The following is a 15985-nucleotide window of genomic DNA, read 5'->3' on the forward strand; positions in this document are numbered from 1 at the left end:
GCGCCCGCAGCCGTGCCCGGCGCACCTATCCTTAGCTGGTGACCGATGGCGTGACCGAAGGACAGCACGAGCCCCTACGACCCCGAATTGTGCTGCTCGGATCCGACGAACTCAGCCGGGAGCTGGCGATCGCCCTGCGCCATCTCGGCGCCGAGGTGATCGCCGTCGACGATCACCCGGATGCGCCCGCGCACGCGGCGGCCGACCAGTCGGTGGTGATCCCGATGACCGACGCCGGCGAGTTGTCGGCGTTGATCAAACGGCTGCAGCCCGACTTCGTGGTGACCGCCTCGGAAGCGGTCGCCCTCGACGCCCTGGATGCGTTGGTGGCCGGCTTCGACAACGACCTCACGGAGCTGGTACCCGGTGCCCGGTCCGTCCGGCTCACCGCGGACCGGGAAGGTCTGCGCCGGCTGGCCGCCGACGAGCTGGGCCTGCCCACCGCACCGTTCTGGTTCGCCGGATCGCTGGACGATCTCAAGGCGGTGGCCGCCCACGCCGGATCTCAGCTGTTGGTCGAGCCGGTCAGGGGCCCGGTCGGCCAGCGGCGTTCGGTGATCCGGGGGCCGGGCGATATCGAGGCTGCCTGGCAGCGGGCCGTGGGATCGGTGAGCGCGCCGGAGCAGCAGCGGGTGCTGGCCGAGACGGTGGTCGACGTCGAGTTTTACGTCACCCTGCTCGCAATACGCAGCGACGGCCCCAACGGTCCGGTGATCGAATTCTGCTCGCCCATCGGCCACGGCGGCGCCCAGGCCGACGCGGTTGAATCCTGGCAACCGCAGCAGCTGAGCCCGGCTGCGACCGACGCCGCCAAGTCGATCGCCGCGCGCATCGTCAAGGCGCTGGGCGGCCGCGGCGTGTTCAGCGTCGAACTGATGATCAACGGAGACGAGGTGTACTTCGCCAGCGTCAGCACCAGGCTGCCCCCGACCGCCTGGGTCACTCTGCGCAGCCAGCGGCTTTCGGTGTTCGAGCTGCAGGCGCGGGCGATTCTCGGCCTGCCGGTGGACACGCTGATGATCTCGCCGGCCGCCGCGCGGTCGATACGGCGCGCACCGGATGCGGGCCGCGCGCCGGCGGCCGCCGCGCTGAGCGCCGACGCGCTTGCCGCCGCGCTGGGTGTCCCGGAAACGGACCTTCGCGTGTTCGGGCGGGGCTCGGCGCGGCTGCTGGGTGTGGCGCTGGCGATGGGGCCGGACGTGGCTGGCGCCCGCGCCCGCGCCCGCGACGCGGCCGCCGTCCTGTCCGGCGTGTCGGCTACGGGTTCGCAGCGGCCCAGCTGAATATGCGAGACTCACGCGAATGAGCTACGCAGGAGACATCACGCCGCTGGAAGCCTGGAAGCTGCTGAGCGACAACCCTGACGCGGTACTGGTCGATGTGCGCACCGACGCGGAATGGCGGTTCGTCGGGGTGCCGGACTTGTCGAGCCTGGGCCGCGACGTGGTCTACATCGAGTGGAACACGTCCGACGGGCGCCGCAACGAGCACTTCCTCACCGAACTGCAGGAGCAGGTGCCGTCGGCCGAGGGCGAGCGCCCAGTGGTCTTCCTGTGTCGCTCGGGCAACCGCTCCATCGGCGCCGCCGAGGCCGCCACCGCGGCCGGTATCGTCCCGTCCTACAACGTGCTGGACGGCTTCGAGGGAAATCTCGACGCGCACGGTCACCGTGGCGAAACCGGTTGGCGAGCAGTCGGATTGCCCTGGAAACAGGGCTGAAGCGGCAATGACCGACAGCGATTCGGTCCGCACCCCCAAGGCGTTGCCCGACGGCGTGGACCAGGCCACCCTCGGAGTGCGCGGCGGACTGCTGCGGTCCGGATTCGACGAGACCGCCGAGGCGATGTATCTGACCTCCGGCTACGTCTATCCGTCGGCCGCCGTCGCGGAGCGGTCGTTCACCGGTGAGCTGGACCACTTCGTGTACTCGCGCTACGGCAACCCGACCGTCTCGATGTTCGAGGAGCGGCTGCGCCTGATCGAGGGGGCGCCGGCCGCGTTCGCCACGGCCAGCGGCATGGCCGCGGTGTTCACCTCCCTGGGCGCGCTGCTGGCCGCAGGGGATCGATTGGTGGCCGCGCGCAGCCTGTTCGGCTCGTGCTTCGTGGTCTGCAACGAGATCCTGCCGCGCTGGGGCGTCGAGACCGTCTTCGTCGACGGCGACGACCTCTCGCAGTGGGAGCAGGCGTTGTCCAAGCCGACCCAGGCGGTGTTCTTCGAGACGCCGTCGAATCCGATGCAGTCGCTGGTGGATATCTCGGCGGTGGTCGAGCTGGCTCACGCCGCGGGGGCAAAGGTGGTGCTGGACAACGTCTTTGCCACACCGTTGCTGCAGCAGGGGTTTCCGCTCGGGGTCGACGTGGTGGTGTATTCGGGCACCAAGCACATCGACGGCCAGGGCCGGGTGCTGGGCGGGGCGATCCTCGGCGACAAGGAATACATCGACGGGCCCGTGCAGAAGCTGATGCGGCACACCGGCCCGGCGATGAGCGCTTTCAACGCCTGGGTATTACTCAAAGGGCTTGAAACACTTGCGATTCGCGTTCAGTACAGCAATTCGTCGGCATACCGGATCGCGGAGTTCCTCGAGGCTCATCCGGCGGTGAGTTGGGTGCGCTACCCGTATCTCGCGTCGCACCCGCAGCACGACCTGGCCAAGCGCCAGATGTCCGGCGGCGGGACGGTGCTCACCTTCGAGCTCAAGACCCCTGCGGGTCGCGAAAGCACGGCCAAGGATCGGGCCTTCGAGGTGCTGGACAAGTTGCGGCTGATCGACATATCGAACAACCTCGGCGACGCCAAATCGCTCGTCACACATCCCGCTACGACGACGCACCGGGCGATGGGCCCGGAGGGTCGGGCCGCGATCGGGCTGGGTGACGGGGTGGTGCGGATCTCGGTCGGCCTGGAAGGCACCGACGATCTGATCGCCGACATCGACCAGGCCCTCAGCTAACCGGCCCGCTGTTCGACCGGCGGATTTGCGGCCTGCGTCGCCGGTTCCTGCGTCTGGGATTCCACCCAGTTGGTCACCACCCGGGCGTACATCATCTGGTTGGTGATGGCCATCTGACTGCGGCCGTCACCCAGGAACGTGATGAACCAGGCGACCACCGTGGTGAACCGGTTCTTGAAGCCGACCAGGTAAAGCAGGTGCAGTCCCAGCCACGCCAGCCAGGCGATGAAGCCGCCGAACTCCAGCTTGCCGACCTGGGCGACGGCGCTGAACCGGGAGATGGTGGCCATGCTGCCCTTGTCGAAATAGGTGAAGGGCTTGCGGTTTGCCGGATCGTCGGTGCCCTGGACCGTGTGCTTGATCAACGTGGCGGCGTAGCGCGCGCCCTGGATCGCGCCCTGGGCCATGCCGGGGACTTCGGGAACCGACATCAAGTCGCCGACGATGAAGACGTTGGGGTGGCCCTTGACCGTCAGATCGGGCTCGACGATGACTCGTCCGGCGCGGTCGACCTCGGTGCCGTCGGACTGGTCGGCGATGATCTTGCCCAGCGAGCTGGCTTGGACGCCGGCCGCCCAGACCTTGCACGCGCACTCGATGCGGCGCTTCGTGCCGTCCTTTTCCCTGATCGTGATGCCCATGTAGTCCACGTCGTCGACCATCGCGTTGAGCTGGACCTCGACACCCATTTCCTCTAGCCGGTGCTGTGCCTTGAGGCCCAGCTTCTCGCCCATCGGCGGCAACACCGTGGGCGCGGCGTCGAGTAGGATGACCCGGCAGTCGCGGGGCTCGATGGTGCGGAACGCTTGCTTGAGGGTGCGGTGGGCGAGTTCCTTGATCTGTCCCGCTACCTCGACTCCGGTGGGGCCCGCGCCCACGACGACGAACGTCAGCCGGCGCTGGCGCTCGGCCGGATCGTGGGTGAACTCCGCGGCCTCGAACGCGCTGAGGATTCGCCCGCGTAACTCCAGGGCGTCGTCGATGGTCTTCATGCCGGGCGCGTACGTCGCGAACTGGTCGTTGCCGAAGTAGGACTGCTGGGCGCCCGCGGCCACGATGAGGCTGTCGAAGGGTGTCACCGTCTCCATGCCCATCAATGTCGACGTCACGGTGTTGGCCGTGATGTCGATGCCGGTGACCTCGCCCAGTAACACCTGGACGTTTTTCTGCCGCTGCAGAATCAGGCGGGTGGCCGGCGCGATCTCGCCCTCGGACAGGATGCCGGTGGCCACCTGATACAGCAGCGGCTGGAACAAGTGGGTGGTCGTCTTCGAGATGAGGGTGACGTCGACGTCGGCGCGCTTGAGCGCCTTGGCGGCATTCAGCCCGCCGAATCCACTACCGATGATGACGACGCGATGGCGCGACATGCTGATCCCTTCCGGTACCCGACGTTCTGCTGGTTTCCAATGGTCTCCGCAGCTCATGTCCACCGTACGACTCCACGTAACGCCTTGATGTCGCGGTCGTGACACTCAGCTTTCCGGGGCCGGTCGGGGCCGGTTACCCGCTTTAGCATTGAACACATATTCGACTTCGACGTCGTCGACCGGATGCGCGACGCGGGGCGGGCCGAGGCCCCGGGCGGCGGCCGGCCGGCTGGACGCGATCGGCGACTTGTTCGAGCTGCGTCCCCGTCGGCCGGTGTCGGGCCGCGAGGCCGCGATGCCCATCGGGTCTCGCACCCGTGCGCGGGGCCGCGCCCAGCGTGTCGCGGCCGAGCGCCGGCGCAATCACCTCGATCGTCAAGCATGGCAAACGGTTTCGGTACCCATACCGTCCACAGCGAGCGATCCCGACCCGCCGCCGTTCTAACGGTCTTCAGGGTCGATTCTCACGTCGCTGAAAGCTGCGGCTGCGATGTTGTGGCCATGAAAAGCGTTGGGACGGCGGCGTTGGTCGGCGCGCTGGTCGCGGCGGGCTCGGCGGCGCCGGCCGCCCGCGCCGACATCTCGTTGTACTGCAGACCGGGGTGCTGGGGTGCGATCGCGACGTCGCAGTCGACCGGACAAATCTCGCTGCGGCTCAACTACACGGCTCAGCAGCGGGCCGAGGACGCCGCCCTGATGTGGTGCGACATCCTGGGCCAAACGAACGACTGCCAGGTGGCCATATCGGGGCTGGGCTGCCTGTCCATCGCGGAGAGCAGCGACGGGAAGCTCGCGGGGCGCCAGGCGTTCACCCAGGACGCCGCCGACGCCGCGGCGTTGGACAGCGCGGGCCCCGGGTCGAAGATCGACCTCAACGGGTGCAGCGGCTGGTGAATCGCACGGCCACCGGGCTATCCGTCGTCTTGAGCCTGCGGGTCAAGCCGCGAGCAACACCCGCAGCGCCGACCGCCACGATCGGCTGATCTGTCGGGGAGAACGGCCATGGGTCCTGGTCATCACCTCGAACGCCTCGGGGGAGGTTAGCGAGTCCAGCAGGGACCACAGGTGTGAGGTGTCGGCCTCGCTGCGCCCGGTGATTTCGGTCCAGAAGCACTCGCGGGTCTGCGCCGCCAGCGCGGCACGGTTGTACGCGACCGCTTGGGCCATCGTTTCGTGGTCGAGTGCGCGGCCGCGAGCCAGCATCAACAACTTCCCGGCGCGCTCGTACAACCCGACCCGAGTGCGGACGAAGAACCCGATTCGTGATTCGAGGTCTGCGCCCGGCGCCGGCCTGGCGGAGACGAAATGCGAGTAACGGGATTGGAACTGACCCAGAGCCTGGCGCTGAAGGTCGGCCAGGCCGTCGAAATTTCGGAACACCGTCGAGACTGACACGCCGGCCCGCTCGGCCACGTCCTGGACCGACGGTGGGGCCGTGCCTTCCAGGATCAGCGCGAACGCCGCGTCGACCACCGCCTGTCGGCCGCGCTCCCGGCGGGCCCGCCTTCCGTCGGATTCCGCAGTCGGGGCATCGGGGTGCGCGCTCACCTCGACGAGCGTACGGCGTGAGGGATGCCCGTGTATTGCGAGTAACACTCGCAATACACGGGCGGTGCATGGTTCACTTGTCGGCGTGGGATCTCATCGACATCGCGGCCGGGTCGCGGTGGTGGCCGGCCTCGCCGGGTTGAGCCTGGTGGCCGTGGCGTGCGGCTCGGCGCCGGCCACCGCCCCGGCGGCCTCCGCGCCGGCCGCCACCTCGCGCGCGGTGGCCAGCGGCCTGCTGGACAAGCGGTATTGCGAGGTTTTGTTGGTCTACGCGGGTCTTAGCGGGTTGAGCGCGGACGTCTACAACTCCTACGGGCTCAATGACTGTCCGCAGTCGGCATGGTCGGCGTTGAACGCGGATCGGATCGCCGACGACAACGGCGCGCTGACCGCCGTGCTCAACGGGCCGCGGTATTGGCTGATGGATTCGATCACCAAAGACAATCCGGCGCAGCAGACCAAGACCTTCGGCAGCCTCGCCATGCGCAAGGAGGCCACCGTGGACATCGGCGATCCGCTGACGGCCAGGCGACCCTACACGGCGCATGCCGTCAACCGCCAGACGGTGTTCAGCTTCGACGCCGGACGCCAGATCTACGAGCTGGTGGAACCCAGTGGGACGCGCTGGGTCATGCAGACCTGGAGCCAGCAGAAGGATCCCCGGCTCTCCCGAGCCGATCTGGCAAGCCTGGGGTCTCGGTTGTCCCTGCCGGCCGGGTGGAAATATGAAGTGCGGACTCTGTCCGCGCCTCTGCAGATCGTCACCACAGCAACCAACGCCCTGGTCCTGCAGGACGACCTGAACAATAGTTACAGCAAGCAGTCCTCGGGTTGACCTGAATTGGCCTGCACTTGGAGAGTGTTATGAAAATTCTGCGCACCCCTGATAGTCGCTTCGACGGTCTGCCGGACTGGCCCTTCACGCCGCATTACACCGAAATCTCCGATGCGGACACCGGGCAAGTCCTGCGGGTGGCCTCTGTTGACGAGGGTCCTCGCGATGGCCGCACAGTGTTGCTGCTACACGGTGAGCCGAGCTGGTCTTATCTCTACCGGCATGTCGTGCCTACGCTCGTCTCGGCGGGCCTCCGCGTTGTCGCTCCCGACCTCATCGGCTTCGGTCGTTCCGACAAGCCGGCCGACCGGCACGACTACACCTACGAGCGCCATGTCGCGTGGCTCAGCGATTGGTTCACGACAGTGAACCTGCAGGATGTGACGTTGTTCTGCCAGGACTGGGGTGGACTGCTGGGCTTGCGACTCGTGGCTGCTTTCCCCGAACGCTTCGCCGGCGTTGTCGTCGCCAACACCGGGCTGCCGGTGGGAACGCCACTGTCCGAGAGTTTCATGCAGTGGCTGGCCTTCAGCCAAAGCACGGCCGACCTGCCCATCGGCCAGATTGTTGCCGGCGGGACCGATCGGGAACTGACTCCGGCCGAGGTGGCGGCCTACGACGCGCCATTTCCTGACGCAAGCTATAAAGCAGGCGCGTGTGCGTTTCCTACGCTCGTTCCGATCACACCCCAACACGGCTCCGTGGCAGAAAACAAGGCCGCGTGGGAAGTGCTGACTCAATTCAATAAGCGGGTCGTTACTGCGTTCAGTGACAACGATCCGATCACCCGGGGTGGGGACACAATTTTCCAGGACTTGATTCCCGGCGCCAAAGGCCAACCTCACGTCACGCTCAAAGGTGCGCATTTTCTGCAGGAAGACTGCCCCGAGGAGATCGCCGCCGTCATCGAGGGTGTCGTTCGCGGCCGAGGTTGACCCTGGGGCTAACTCACGGCCACGCGGAGGCGCTGGTCTTATAGTTCCCGTTAAGCGCGCTGCAGAAGTCGGAGTTGGTGCCGGCCAGCAGGACCGTGTAGTCGCCGCCCCTTTTGTTGAAGTCCAGCGGGGGATAGGTCCAACTGCCGTTGCACATCGAAGTGGTGCTGCCCGCCGAAGGCCGGCGCCAATTCGACATTTCGCACATCTTCATGGCGTCGGTGTCGGGGTAGGCGCTCTTGGGGATCACCAGCATCGCGCCACCCCACAGGCCGTCATTGCGCCGGTAGGCCCGCGCCCCGAATCCGGCGTTGTTCTGCTGGCAGGCCAAGGCCCGCTGCAACGCCATGAACGGGGAGGCAAGGTCGCGGTTTGTCAGACCTGCTGCGGCACTGATGAATTGGGCCGCATCGGGCCCGTCTACCTCTTGGACGTTCGGGTCGTTCAGGCTCTTGAGTTGCGGCCTCATCTGTGCCGCGTTGCCGCCGCCGCCGATGATCGGCCCGCCGTTGGTGGCCGTCATCGGCGGCAGGGTGTCGTCGGCGAGCGCCGTCGCCGGCGCGCACAGGGCGACCACGGTCACAGCGCACGCCGCGATAGGTCCGATCCGCATGTTCGTCAACGTAGCAGGCCGTCGCGTGCGGCGGCCAGGTCAGCGGAAGGCGTCGCTACCCGTGAAGGCCTGGCCGAGCACCAACTGGTGCATCTCGGGCGTCCCCTCGTAGGTCAGCACCGACTCCAGGTTGACCATGTGCCGGATGACCGGGTACTCCAACGATATCCCGTTGCCGCCCAATATTGTTCGGGCGGTGCGGCAGATTTTAATCGCCTCCCGGGTGTTGTTGAGCTTGCCGAAGCTGACCTGTTCGGGACGCAGCCCGACGCTGTCCTTGAGGCGGCCGAGGTGCAGCGACAGCAACTGTCCCTTGTGTAACTCGATGGCCATGTCGGCGAGTTTGGCCTGTGTCAGCTGGAATCCGGCGATGGGACGGCCGAACTGGGTGCGCTGGTTGGCGTAGTCGAGGGCGGCCCGCCACGCGGACCGGGCTGCGCCCATCGATCCCCAGATGATGCCGTAGCGCGCCTCGGACAGACACGACAGTGGCCCGCGCAGCCCCTTCGCGTCGGGCAGCAGCGCGTCGGCCGGCAACCGCACGTCATCGAGCACCAGCTCACTGGTGATCGACGCCCGCAACGACAGCTTGTGGTGAATGGTGTTAGCGGTGAAGCCCGGCGTTTTGGTGGGGACGACGAACCCGCGGATGCCGTCGTCGGTGGCCGCCCACACCACCGCGACGTCGGCGACCGAGCCGTTGGTGATCCACAGCTTGCGGCCGTTCAGGATCCAGTCCGAACCATCCTGTCGCGCACGGGTTTTCATTGCTGCCGGATCGGATCCGACATCGGGCTCGGTGAGCCCGAAACAGCCGAGCAGTTCGCCAGCGGCCATCCCGGGCAGCCATTGCTGCTTCTGCTCCTCGGACCCGAAGTTCCAGATCGCGAACATCGCCAGCGAGCCTTGCACCGACACCATCGACCGGATGCCGGAGTCGGCGGCCTCGAGCTCGACGCAGGCCAGGCCGTAGTGCACCGCCGACGCCCCGCCGCACCCGTAGCCGTGCAGGTGCATGCCGAGCAGGCCGAGCTGGCCGAAACCCTTGGCGAGTTCGCGGACCGGCAGGTCGCCGATCTCGAACCACTCGGCGATGTGGGGGAGCACGTGCTCGGCGCAGAACTCTCTGGTGGTGTCGCGCACCGCGATCTCGTCGCTGGACAGCGATGCGTCCAGGCCCAGCGGGTCGTCGCGGTCGAAGGCGGGTGGCGATTGTGTGCTCATGGTATTCAGCCTGCCACTTTTCGGTAGTCTCGCTGCATGCAGCGGCTGGCATGGCTGGCGTACTTCACCGCAGACGTCGTTGGCGTCGTGGTGTTTTGCGCGGTGGGGCGGCGCAGTCACGCCGAGGGCCTCACGATCGCCGGCGTCGCCACCACGGCCTGGCCGTTTCTCACCGGAACCGTCGTCGGGTGGCTGGCGTCCCGCGGCTGGCGGCGGCCCACCGCGGTGGCGCCGACCGGGCTGATCGTCTGGCTGTGCACCGTCGTGATCGGCATGGTGCTGCGCAAACTCAGTTCGGCGGGCGTGGCGGCCAGTTTCGTGGTCGTGGCGGCCTCGGTCACCGCCGTGATGTTGCTCGGCTGGCGAGCGGCGCTGCGGCTCGCCCTGCGGCGTCGCGCCGGCGTCTGAGAAGTCGATGGCACGGACAGCCGACGACATCTGGGATCCGGCCACCGGCGTCGGGATGACTGCGACGTTCGGCGCGGTCGTGCGGGCTGTGGCCACCAACAAGGGGCTCCTCGACGATCCGTTCGCCGAACGATTGGTGCGCGCGGCCGGCGTGCATTACTTCACTTCACCCAAATGGTCGCAAACGAGCTGTATTCCGACGACGATCCCAACTCCGTCACCGCGGGCCTGATCGCCGTCCTCGGGGCGCACACCCGGTACCTCGACGACTTTCTCGCCGACGCCGGACGCGCCGGCATCCGCCAGGTCGTCCTGCTCGCCTCGGGCCTGGATACCCGGCCCTACCGGCTGTGGTGGCCGTCGGGCACCACGGTCTACGAACTCGACCAGCCGGCCGTCATCGATTTCAAGACCGACGTCGTGGGTGGGCTGGGCGCCGAGCTGACCGCGCACCGCCGCGCAGTCGGCGTCGACCTGCGTCAGGACTGGCTGGCCGCGCTGTACCGGGTGGGTTTCGACGCCGCCCTTCCCGCCGTGTGGGTCGCCGAGAACCTGCTGGTCGGTTACCTGCCGCCGGCCGCGCAGGACCGGCTGTTGCGCGACGTCACAGCGGCGAGCGCTCCGGGCAGCCGGTTCGCCGCCGACCACATTCCCACCTGGAATCCGCTGCTGCTCGAGGCCGGCCGCGGGTTCGTCGACCGCTGGCGGCAGTTCGGCCTGGACATCGACCTCGCCGAACTGATCTATCAGGGTGAATACCGCCACGTCCCGGCGTACCTGGCCGAGCGTGGGTGGCAGACGCAGGAGCGCAGCGTCGCCGACTTGTTCGCCACGATTGGGATGGCGGGCAGGCGGCGGGGGGGGCCGAAAAGGCGAAGCCATCGCCCCGGGCTACGTCACGGCGACACGGTTGACCGCCGAATCGGCCGGAATGCCTCCGGCCGGCCAGCGTTGAGAAGGGGATGGTGGCCGACATTCAGCTCAGATTCATCCCGGCCGCGCTGGACGACGCGGTGGCGCAGCCGCTGCTGGCGGAGTTGGCGGTCGAGTACGCGACGCGATACGAGCGCCCCGTCCCGATGGTGTCGGCGTGGTTGCGGGACAGTCCGACCGACGAATTCGCGCCGCCCGGCGGCGGCATGCTGATCGGCCTGCTGGACGGCCAGCCGGTCACCGGCGGCGGATTTCGCCGCCTCGACGCGCAGACCGCCGAACTGAAGCGGATCTGGACCGACAGCGCGCACCGCCGCCGCGGATACGCCTCGGCGCTGCTGGCCGAGCTGGAAACCGAGATCGCGAACCGCGGGTACCGCAGGGTCTATCTGATGACCGGCGATCGTCAGCCAGAGGCCGAGGAGCTGTACCGGGCCACCGGATACACCCGGCTGCCGGGGCCGCTGCCGTCCGAGGGGCCGGTCTTTCCGATCGCCTTCGAGAAGTGGCTCGCATGAGCGGTCAGCTGCATCTGGGCGTCGCGCTGGACGGGTTCGGTTGGGACCCGCAGGCGTGGCGGGCTACCCTGGCCGCCACCCCCGGCGCTTCGGCGCTCAGCGGCCGGTATTGGGCCGGCCTCGCGGCCACCGCCGAGCGCGGGCTGCTCGACTTCCTGACCATCGACGACTCGCTGATGCCGCAGCCCGGCCGCGGCGAACGCATCGACCCGAAACGGTTGACCGGCCGCGGCGACGCCGTGCTGGTCGCGGCGCGAATCGCACCGGCGACGCGGCACATCGGGCTGATCCCGGTCGCGACGGTGACGCACACCGAGCCCTTTCACATCTCCAAAGCCGTTGCCACGCTTGACTTTGTCTCACACGGCCGGGCGGGCTGGCAGCCGCGGGTGAGCTCCACCGCGCACGAGGCGGCGCTGTTCGGCCGCCGGACTGTCCCGCTGGACGGTCTGTTCGAGGAGGCGGTGGACTACGTCGAGGTGGTGCGCCGGCTGTGGGACAGCTGGGAGGACGACGCGATCATCCGGGACGCGGCGACCGGCCGCTACGTCGACATCGACAAGCTGCACCACATCGACTTCGCCGGAAAGTACTTCTCGGTCAAGGGCCCGTCGATCACGCCCCGCCCGCCGCAGGGTCAACCCGTGGTGGCCGCCCTGGCCCACCTCGGCCCGGTGTATGAATTCGCGGCCGCCAGCACCGATCTCGTGTTCATCACACCCAAGGACGAGGCGTCCCTGCGCGGCATCCTGGCTGAGGTGGCCGCCGCCGGCGGTGCAAAGCTGAAGGTCTATGCCGACGTGGTGGTGTCGTTCGGCGGCCCGGGTGATCCCCGGTCCGACGCCCTCAACTTCACCGGCAGCCCAACGGAATTGGTGGAGCTGCTGCTGGCGTGGCAGCGCCTGGGCATCGACGGCGCCCGACTGCGCCCGGCCGTCAACGCCGCCGATCTGCCGGTGATCGTCGATCAGGTGGTGCCGATGCTGCAGCGGGCCGGGCGGTTTCGCACCGGCTACGTCCACGGCGAGACGCTGCGCGAGCGGCTCGGCCTGCCGGTGGCACTCAACCGATACACGGCGGCCGCGCGATGAACGTCCCCCTGTCGATTTTGGACCTGGCGCCGATCAGCGCGGGCAGCGACGCCACGACGGCGCTGCGCAACACCATCGACCTGGCCCGGCATGCCGAAGCGTGGGGTTTTCGCCGCTATTGGGTCGCCGAGCATCACTTCGTCGGCGTGGCCAGTTCGGCACCGGCCGTGCTGATCGGGCAAATTGCGGCCGCTACCAACAGGATTCGGGTCGGTGCCGCGGCGGTGCAATTGGGCTACACTACCGCCGTCGCGGTGGTCGAGAGTTTCGGCATGCTGGAAGCCTTCCACCCCGGACGCATCGACCTGGGTGTCGGCCGGTCCGGGCAACGCCGCGCCGAGGAACGCAAACCGAAGAAGCCACGCGAACCGCGGCCGCCGCGGGTGTGGCACGAGGTGGACGGCGTCGTCGTCCCCACTCCCTTCGATCTGCGCGGGCTGCTCGACCTCGAACAATTGCAGGCCACTATGGGGCTGCTGCAGCAACCGGAGGCGGTGTCGCCGGATTTCGCCGACCAGGTCGAGGAAATCCTCGCCTTCCTCGACGGCACCTACCATGTCGGCGAGTTCGACGTGCACGCGGTGCCCGGCGAGCGAAGCGGGTTGCTGCCGTGGGTCTTCGGCAGCACCCGGGGGCAGAGCGCGCGGGTCGCCGGGGCGCGGGGACTGCCATTCGTCGCGAGCTATCACATCACGCCGGCGACGGCGCTGGAGGCGATCGCGGCCTACCGCGAGACGTTCGTGCCGTCGGTGGTGTTGCCCGAGCCCTACGTGGTGGTCTCGGCCGACATCGTCGTCGCCGACGACAGTGCGACCGCCCGGCGCCTGGCCGCCGGATACGGCCACTGGGTGTATTCCATCCGGACTGGCGTCGGCGCCATGCCCTACCCCGACCCCGACGACTGCCCGCCGCTGACCGACGAGCAGCGCGACGTCGTCAAGGACCGGCTGGCAACGCAATTCGTGGGCACGCCGGACGAGGTCGCCGAACGTTTGCAGGCGCTGCAGCGGCACACCGGCGCCGACGAACTCGTCATCACCTCGGTGACGCATCGGCACGAGGACCGGCTGCGCTCGCACCAGCTGATCGCCGAGCGTTGGGGGCTGAATTCATGAGCCGCAAACCGATTCACCTCGCCGTCCACTTCCCGGGCGTCAACAACACCACGGTGTGGGCCGACCCCGGCGCGGGCAGCCAGATCGAATTCGACTCCTTCGTCCACCTCGCCCGCACCGCTGAGCGGGGACTGTTCGACTTCTTCTTCCTGGCTGAAGGACTGCGGCTACGCGAGCACCGCGGCCGGATCCACGATCTGGACGTGGTGGGGCGCCCGGACACCTTCTCCGTGCTGGCGGCCTTGGCCGGCGTCACCGAGCGGATCGGGCTGACCGGGACGATCAACACCACCTTCAACGAGCCCTTCGAAGTGGCAAGGCAATTCGCGACCCTCGACCAGCTGTCGGGTGGGCGCGCCGGCTGGAACGTTGTCACCTCGTCCGACGCCTTCACCGGCGCCAACTTCCGCCGCGGTGGCTTCCTGGCACATTCCGAGCGGTACCAGCGCGCCGAGGAGTTCGTCACCGTCGCGCGCCAATTCTGGGACAGCTGGCAACCCGGCGCCGTACTGGGCGACGTGGCGGCCGGCGTCTATGTGGACCCCGACCGGATCCGCGCGGTCGAGCACTCCGGTCCCCAATTCGACGTGCGCGGGTTCGGGACGCTTCCGGTGGGGCCGCAGGGGCATCCGATCCTGTTGCAGGCGGGCGACTCCGACGAAGGCCGGGCGTTCGGCGCCCGCTACGCCGACGCGCTGTTCACCCTGCACGGCTCGCTGCAGGACGGCCAGCGCTACTACGCCGACGTTAAGGGCCGGGCGGCGGCGGCCGGTCGAGACCCCAATCAGCTCAAGGTGTTTCCGGCCGCGACCTTCGTCCTCGGCGACACCGACGCCGAGGCGCAGGACAGGGCGCGCCACATCCGCCACCAGCAGGTCAGCGGCGCGACGGCGATTGCGGTGCTCGAGCAGGTGTGGGGTCGCGAGCTCGGCGACTTCGATCCGGATTGCCCGCTGCCCGACTTCGATCCCGTCGTGGACAGCGACATCACCCAGGGGCGGGTGCGCCACGTCGATCCCGTCGCGGTTGCCGGCAAGTGGCGCGAACGCGCTTTGGCCGAAAAGCTGTCGATTCGTAAGCTGATCATCGCTGTCACCACCCGCGAGCAGTTCGTCGGCACTGCCAGCCGGATCGCCGACGAGATCGACCGCTACATCCAGGCCGACGCCTGCGACGGGTTCATCCTGGTGCCGCACTTGACGCCGCACGGTCTCGACGAGTTCGTCGACCGGGTGGTCCCGCTGCTACAGGAGCGCGGCGCCTACCGCAGCGAGTACACCGGCGAAACGCTGCGAGATCAGCTGGGGCTCAGCGAGTTCGCGGCGCATACATGAGGACGGCCACGCCGAGCAGGCAGATCAGTGCGCCGGCGACATCCCAGCGGTCGGGACGGAACCCGTCAAAACCCATGCCCCACAACAGCGAACCGGCCACGAAGATGCCGCCGTACGCGGCCAGGATGCGGCCGAAGTGGGCCCCAGAGCCAAACGAGGGCTGCAGGGTGGCGACAAAGCCGTAGGCGCCCAGCGCCACCACGCCCCAGCCCACCCACGCCCAGCCGCGGTGTTCGCGCACGCCCTGCCACACCAGCCAAGCGCCGCCGATCTCGAATAGCGCCGCCAGCGCGAACAACGCGATCGACTTGGCGACCGTCACAGTGCACCCGCCTTCCGCAACGCGGCGTCCGTCGCCTCCCGGATCGGTCCGCGCCACAGCGGTCCGTGACCCGGCGCCAGGATCTCGGTCTCCAGCAGAGCCAGCGCCGACAGGGTCCGGATGCAGTTCTGCTGGCTGTGGCTGAAGATCGCCGGAAGCAGCTGCGGCCCGTCCTGCCGTATCAGCGGGTGCCCGGTGATCAGCGCGTCGCCGCTGGCCAGCACGCCGTCGACCAGGTAGGAGCAGTGCCCGTTCGTGTGGCCGGGGCTGAAGACGGGCCGCGGATGGCCCGGCAGGGCCGCGGCGATTTCGGGCGTCAGCGGCTGCGTGGTCGGGATGCCGTCGCGGATCAGGCCGCCGCTGCGCACCACGTGGGCGGTCCACACCGCCCACCGTGGCCGCCAGATGCGCAGCGCGAGATCGAGGATCGACACCTGTTCCAGGTACTCGCGCTTGGCGTGGCCGACCTCATCGGCGTGGCAGTAGACGGGGGTGCCGTGCTCGCCGGCGAACCAGATCGCCGAGCCCAGGTGGTCGATGTGGGCGTGTGTCAGCAGGATGGCACGCACGTCGTCGGGGTCGAAGCCCAGCGCGCGCAGCGACGCCAGCACGTCCTCGCGGTCACCGGGATAGCCGGCGTCGATCAACAGCACGCCGGTGTCGTCGGTGACCAATGTCCAGTTGACGGCCGCACCGTGAGCGAGGTGCACGTTGTCGGTTACTTGAACAAGCGCTGGTGCCGGTCCCATGCCGAACACTGTAGGAGCGATCGCAAGCGCGGCG

The 15985-nt window shown here is 68.3% G+C and carries 17 protein-coding genes and 1 pseudogene; 12 read left to right on the plus strand and 6 right to left on the minus strand.

Going from position 1 to position 15985, the window contains the following annotated elements:
* The first annotated feature begins 38 nt into the window (after nucleotides 1–38).
* Genes purT through MSG_RS02885 form a run of 3 tightly spaced genes read left to right on the plus strand, consistent with a single transcriptional unit; the run spans nucleotide 39 to nucleotide 2956 of the window.
* Entirely contained in the window at nucleotides 39–1283 is a 1245-nt protein-coding gene (purT, locus tag MSG_RS02875; RefSeq protein ID WP_232011147.1) for a formate-dependent phosphoribosylglycinamide formyltransferase, read from the plus strand.
* A gap of 19 nt (nucleotides 1284–1302) precedes the next feature.
* A complete protein-coding gene (locus MSG_RS02880) occupies nucleotides 1303–1719 on the plus strand; it encodes a rhodanese-like domain-containing protein (protein ID WP_096436934.1) in 417 nt (138 codons plus the stop codon).
* 7 nt (nucleotides 1720–1726) lie between these two features.
* Nucleotides 1727–2956, plus strand: a complete 1230-nt coding sequence (locus MSG_RS02885) for an O-succinylhomoserine sulfhydrylase (RefSeq protein ID WP_096436936.1) — start codon at nucleotides 1727–1729, stop codon at nucleotides 2954–2956.
* Here MSG_RS02885 and MSG_RS02890 read toward each other — a convergent pair.
* Nucleotides 2953–4326 (minus strand): NAD(P)/FAD-dependent oxidoreductase, encoded by a 1374-nt coding sequence (locus tag MSG_RS02890; protein ID WP_096436938.1) that lies wholly within the window; start codon nucleotides 4324–4326, stop codon nucleotides 2953–2955. The genes MSG_RS02885 and MSG_RS02890 overlap by 4 nt on opposite strands.
* Before the next feature lie 501 nt (nucleotides 4327–4827).
* Here MSG_RS02890 and MSG_RS25075 point away from each other — a divergent pair.
* Nucleotides 4828–5220: a DUF4189 domain-containing protein gene (locus MSG_RS25075; protein WP_162899138.1), complete on the plus strand. Its 393-nt coding sequence runs from the start codon at nucleotides 4828–4830 to the stop codon at nucleotides 5218–5220.
* A 42-nt stretch (nucleotides 5221–5262) separates the two neighbouring features.
* On the opposite strand, the gene MSG_RS02900 is transcribed toward MSG_RS25075, so the two are convergent.
* Nucleotides 5263–5874 carry a TetR/AcrR family transcriptional regulator gene (locus tag MSG_RS02900; RefSeq protein ID WP_162899139.1) on the minus strand — a complete coding sequence of 204 codons (612 nt, stop codon included), beginning with the start codon at nucleotides 5872–5874 and terminating at the stop codon, nucleotides 5263–5265.
* 220 nt (nucleotides 5875–6094) lie between these two features.
* On the opposite strand from MSG_RS02900, the gene MSG_RS02905 reads away from it, so the two are divergent.
* Together MSG_RS02905 and MSG_RS02910 are read left to right on the plus strand one after the other, a co-directional pair.
* On the plus strand, nucleotides 6095–6709 hold the full coding sequence (locus MSG_RS02905; RefSeq protein ID WP_096443982.1) for a hypothetical protein: 615 nt from the start codon (nucleotides 6095–6097) through the stop codon (nucleotides 6707–6709).
* A 29-nt stretch (nucleotides 6710–6738) separates the two neighbouring features.
* Complete coding sequence (locus MSG_RS02910; protein ID WP_096436944.1) at nucleotides 6739–7644, plus strand: haloalkane dehalogenase; 906 nt, start codon at nucleotides 6739–6741, stop codon at nucleotides 7642–7644.
* Nucleotides 7645–7657: 13 nt separating this feature from the next.
* On the opposite strand, the gene MSG_RS02915 is transcribed toward MSG_RS02910, so the two are convergent.
* Both MSG_RS02915 and MSG_RS02920 read right to left on the minus strand, forming a co-directional pair.
* Nucleotides 7658–8257 (minus strand): hypothetical protein, encoded by a 600-nt coding sequence (locus tag MSG_RS02915; protein ID WP_096436946.1) that lies wholly within the window; start codon nucleotides 8255–8257, stop codon nucleotides 7658–7660.
* 39 nt (nucleotides 8258–8296) lie between these two features.
* The gene (locus tag MSG_RS02920) at nucleotides 8297–9481 is read right to left on the minus strand and encodes an acyl-CoA dehydrogenase family protein (protein ID WP_096436948.1); all 1185 of its coding nucleotides are present in this window, start codon (nucleotides 9479–9481) and stop codon (nucleotides 8297–8299) included.
* 36 nt (nucleotides 9482–9517) lie between these two features.
* Here MSG_RS02920 and MSG_RS02925 point away from each other — a divergent pair, with 36 nt between their 5' ends.
* The 6 genes and pseudogenes from MSG_RS02925 (at nucleotide 9518) to MSG_RS02950 (ending at nucleotide 14880) form a co-directional block, all read left to right on the plus strand.
* Nucleotides 9518–9889 carry a DUF3054 domain-containing protein gene (locus MSG_RS02925; RefSeq protein WP_096436950.1) on the plus strand — a complete coding sequence of 124 codons (372 nt, stop codon included), beginning with the start codon at nucleotides 9518–9520 and terminating at the stop codon, nucleotides 9887–9889.
* A 7-nt stretch (nucleotides 9890–9896) separates the two neighbouring features.
* Nucleotides 9897–10844, plus strand: a pseudogene (locus MSG_RS02930) (SAM-dependent methyltransferase).
* 7 nt (nucleotides 10845–10851) lie between these two features.
* Nucleotides 10852–11340, plus strand: a complete 489-nt coding sequence (locus tag MSG_RS02935; protein ID WP_096436952.1) for a GNAT family N-acetyltransferase — start codon at nucleotides 10852–10854, stop codon at nucleotides 11338–11340.
* Nucleotides 11337–12431: an LLM class flavin-dependent oxidoreductase gene (locus tag MSG_RS02940; RefSeq protein ID WP_096436954.1), complete on the plus strand. Its 1095-nt coding sequence runs from the start codon at nucleotides 11337–11339 to the stop codon at nucleotides 12429–12431. The genes MSG_RS02935 and MSG_RS02940 overlap by 4 nt, the downstream gene beginning before the upstream one ends.
* Entirely contained in the window at nucleotides 12428–13546 is a 1119-nt protein-coding gene (locus MSG_RS02945) for an LLM class flavin-dependent oxidoreductase (protein WP_096436956.1), read from the plus strand. The genes MSG_RS02940 and MSG_RS02945 overlap by 4 nt, the downstream gene beginning before the upstream one ends.
* Entirely contained in the window at nucleotides 13543–14880 is a 1338-nt protein-coding gene (locus tag MSG_RS02950; protein WP_096436958.1) for an NtaA/DmoA family FMN-dependent monooxygenase, read from the plus strand. Before MSG_RS02945 ends, MSG_RS02950 begins: the two co-directional genes overlap by 4 nt.
* Here the strand turns inward: MSG_RS02950 and MSG_RS02955 are convergent.
* Both MSG_RS02955 and MSG_RS02960 read right to left on the minus strand, forming a co-directional pair.
* Entirely contained in the window at nucleotides 14855–15202 is a 348-nt protein-coding gene (locus MSG_RS02955; protein WP_096436960.1) for a YnfA family protein, read from the minus strand. The two genes, MSG_RS02950 and MSG_RS02955, sit on opposite strands and share 26 nt — an antisense overlap.
* Nucleotides 15199–15951, minus strand: coding sequence for an MBL fold metallo-hydrolase (locus tag MSG_RS02960; protein ID WP_096443984.1), 753 nt, complete (start codon nucleotides 15949–15951; stop codon nucleotides 15199–15201). Before MSG_RS02960 ends, MSG_RS02955 begins: the two co-directional genes overlap by 4 nt.
* Between the last annotated feature and the right edge of the window lie 34 nt (nucleotides 15952–15985).

This window comes from Mycobacterium shigaense (genome assembly GCF_002356315.1).
Taxonomy (GTDB): Bacteria; Actinomycetota; Actinomycetes; order Mycobacteriales; family Mycobacteriaceae; genus Mycobacterium; species Mycobacterium shigaense.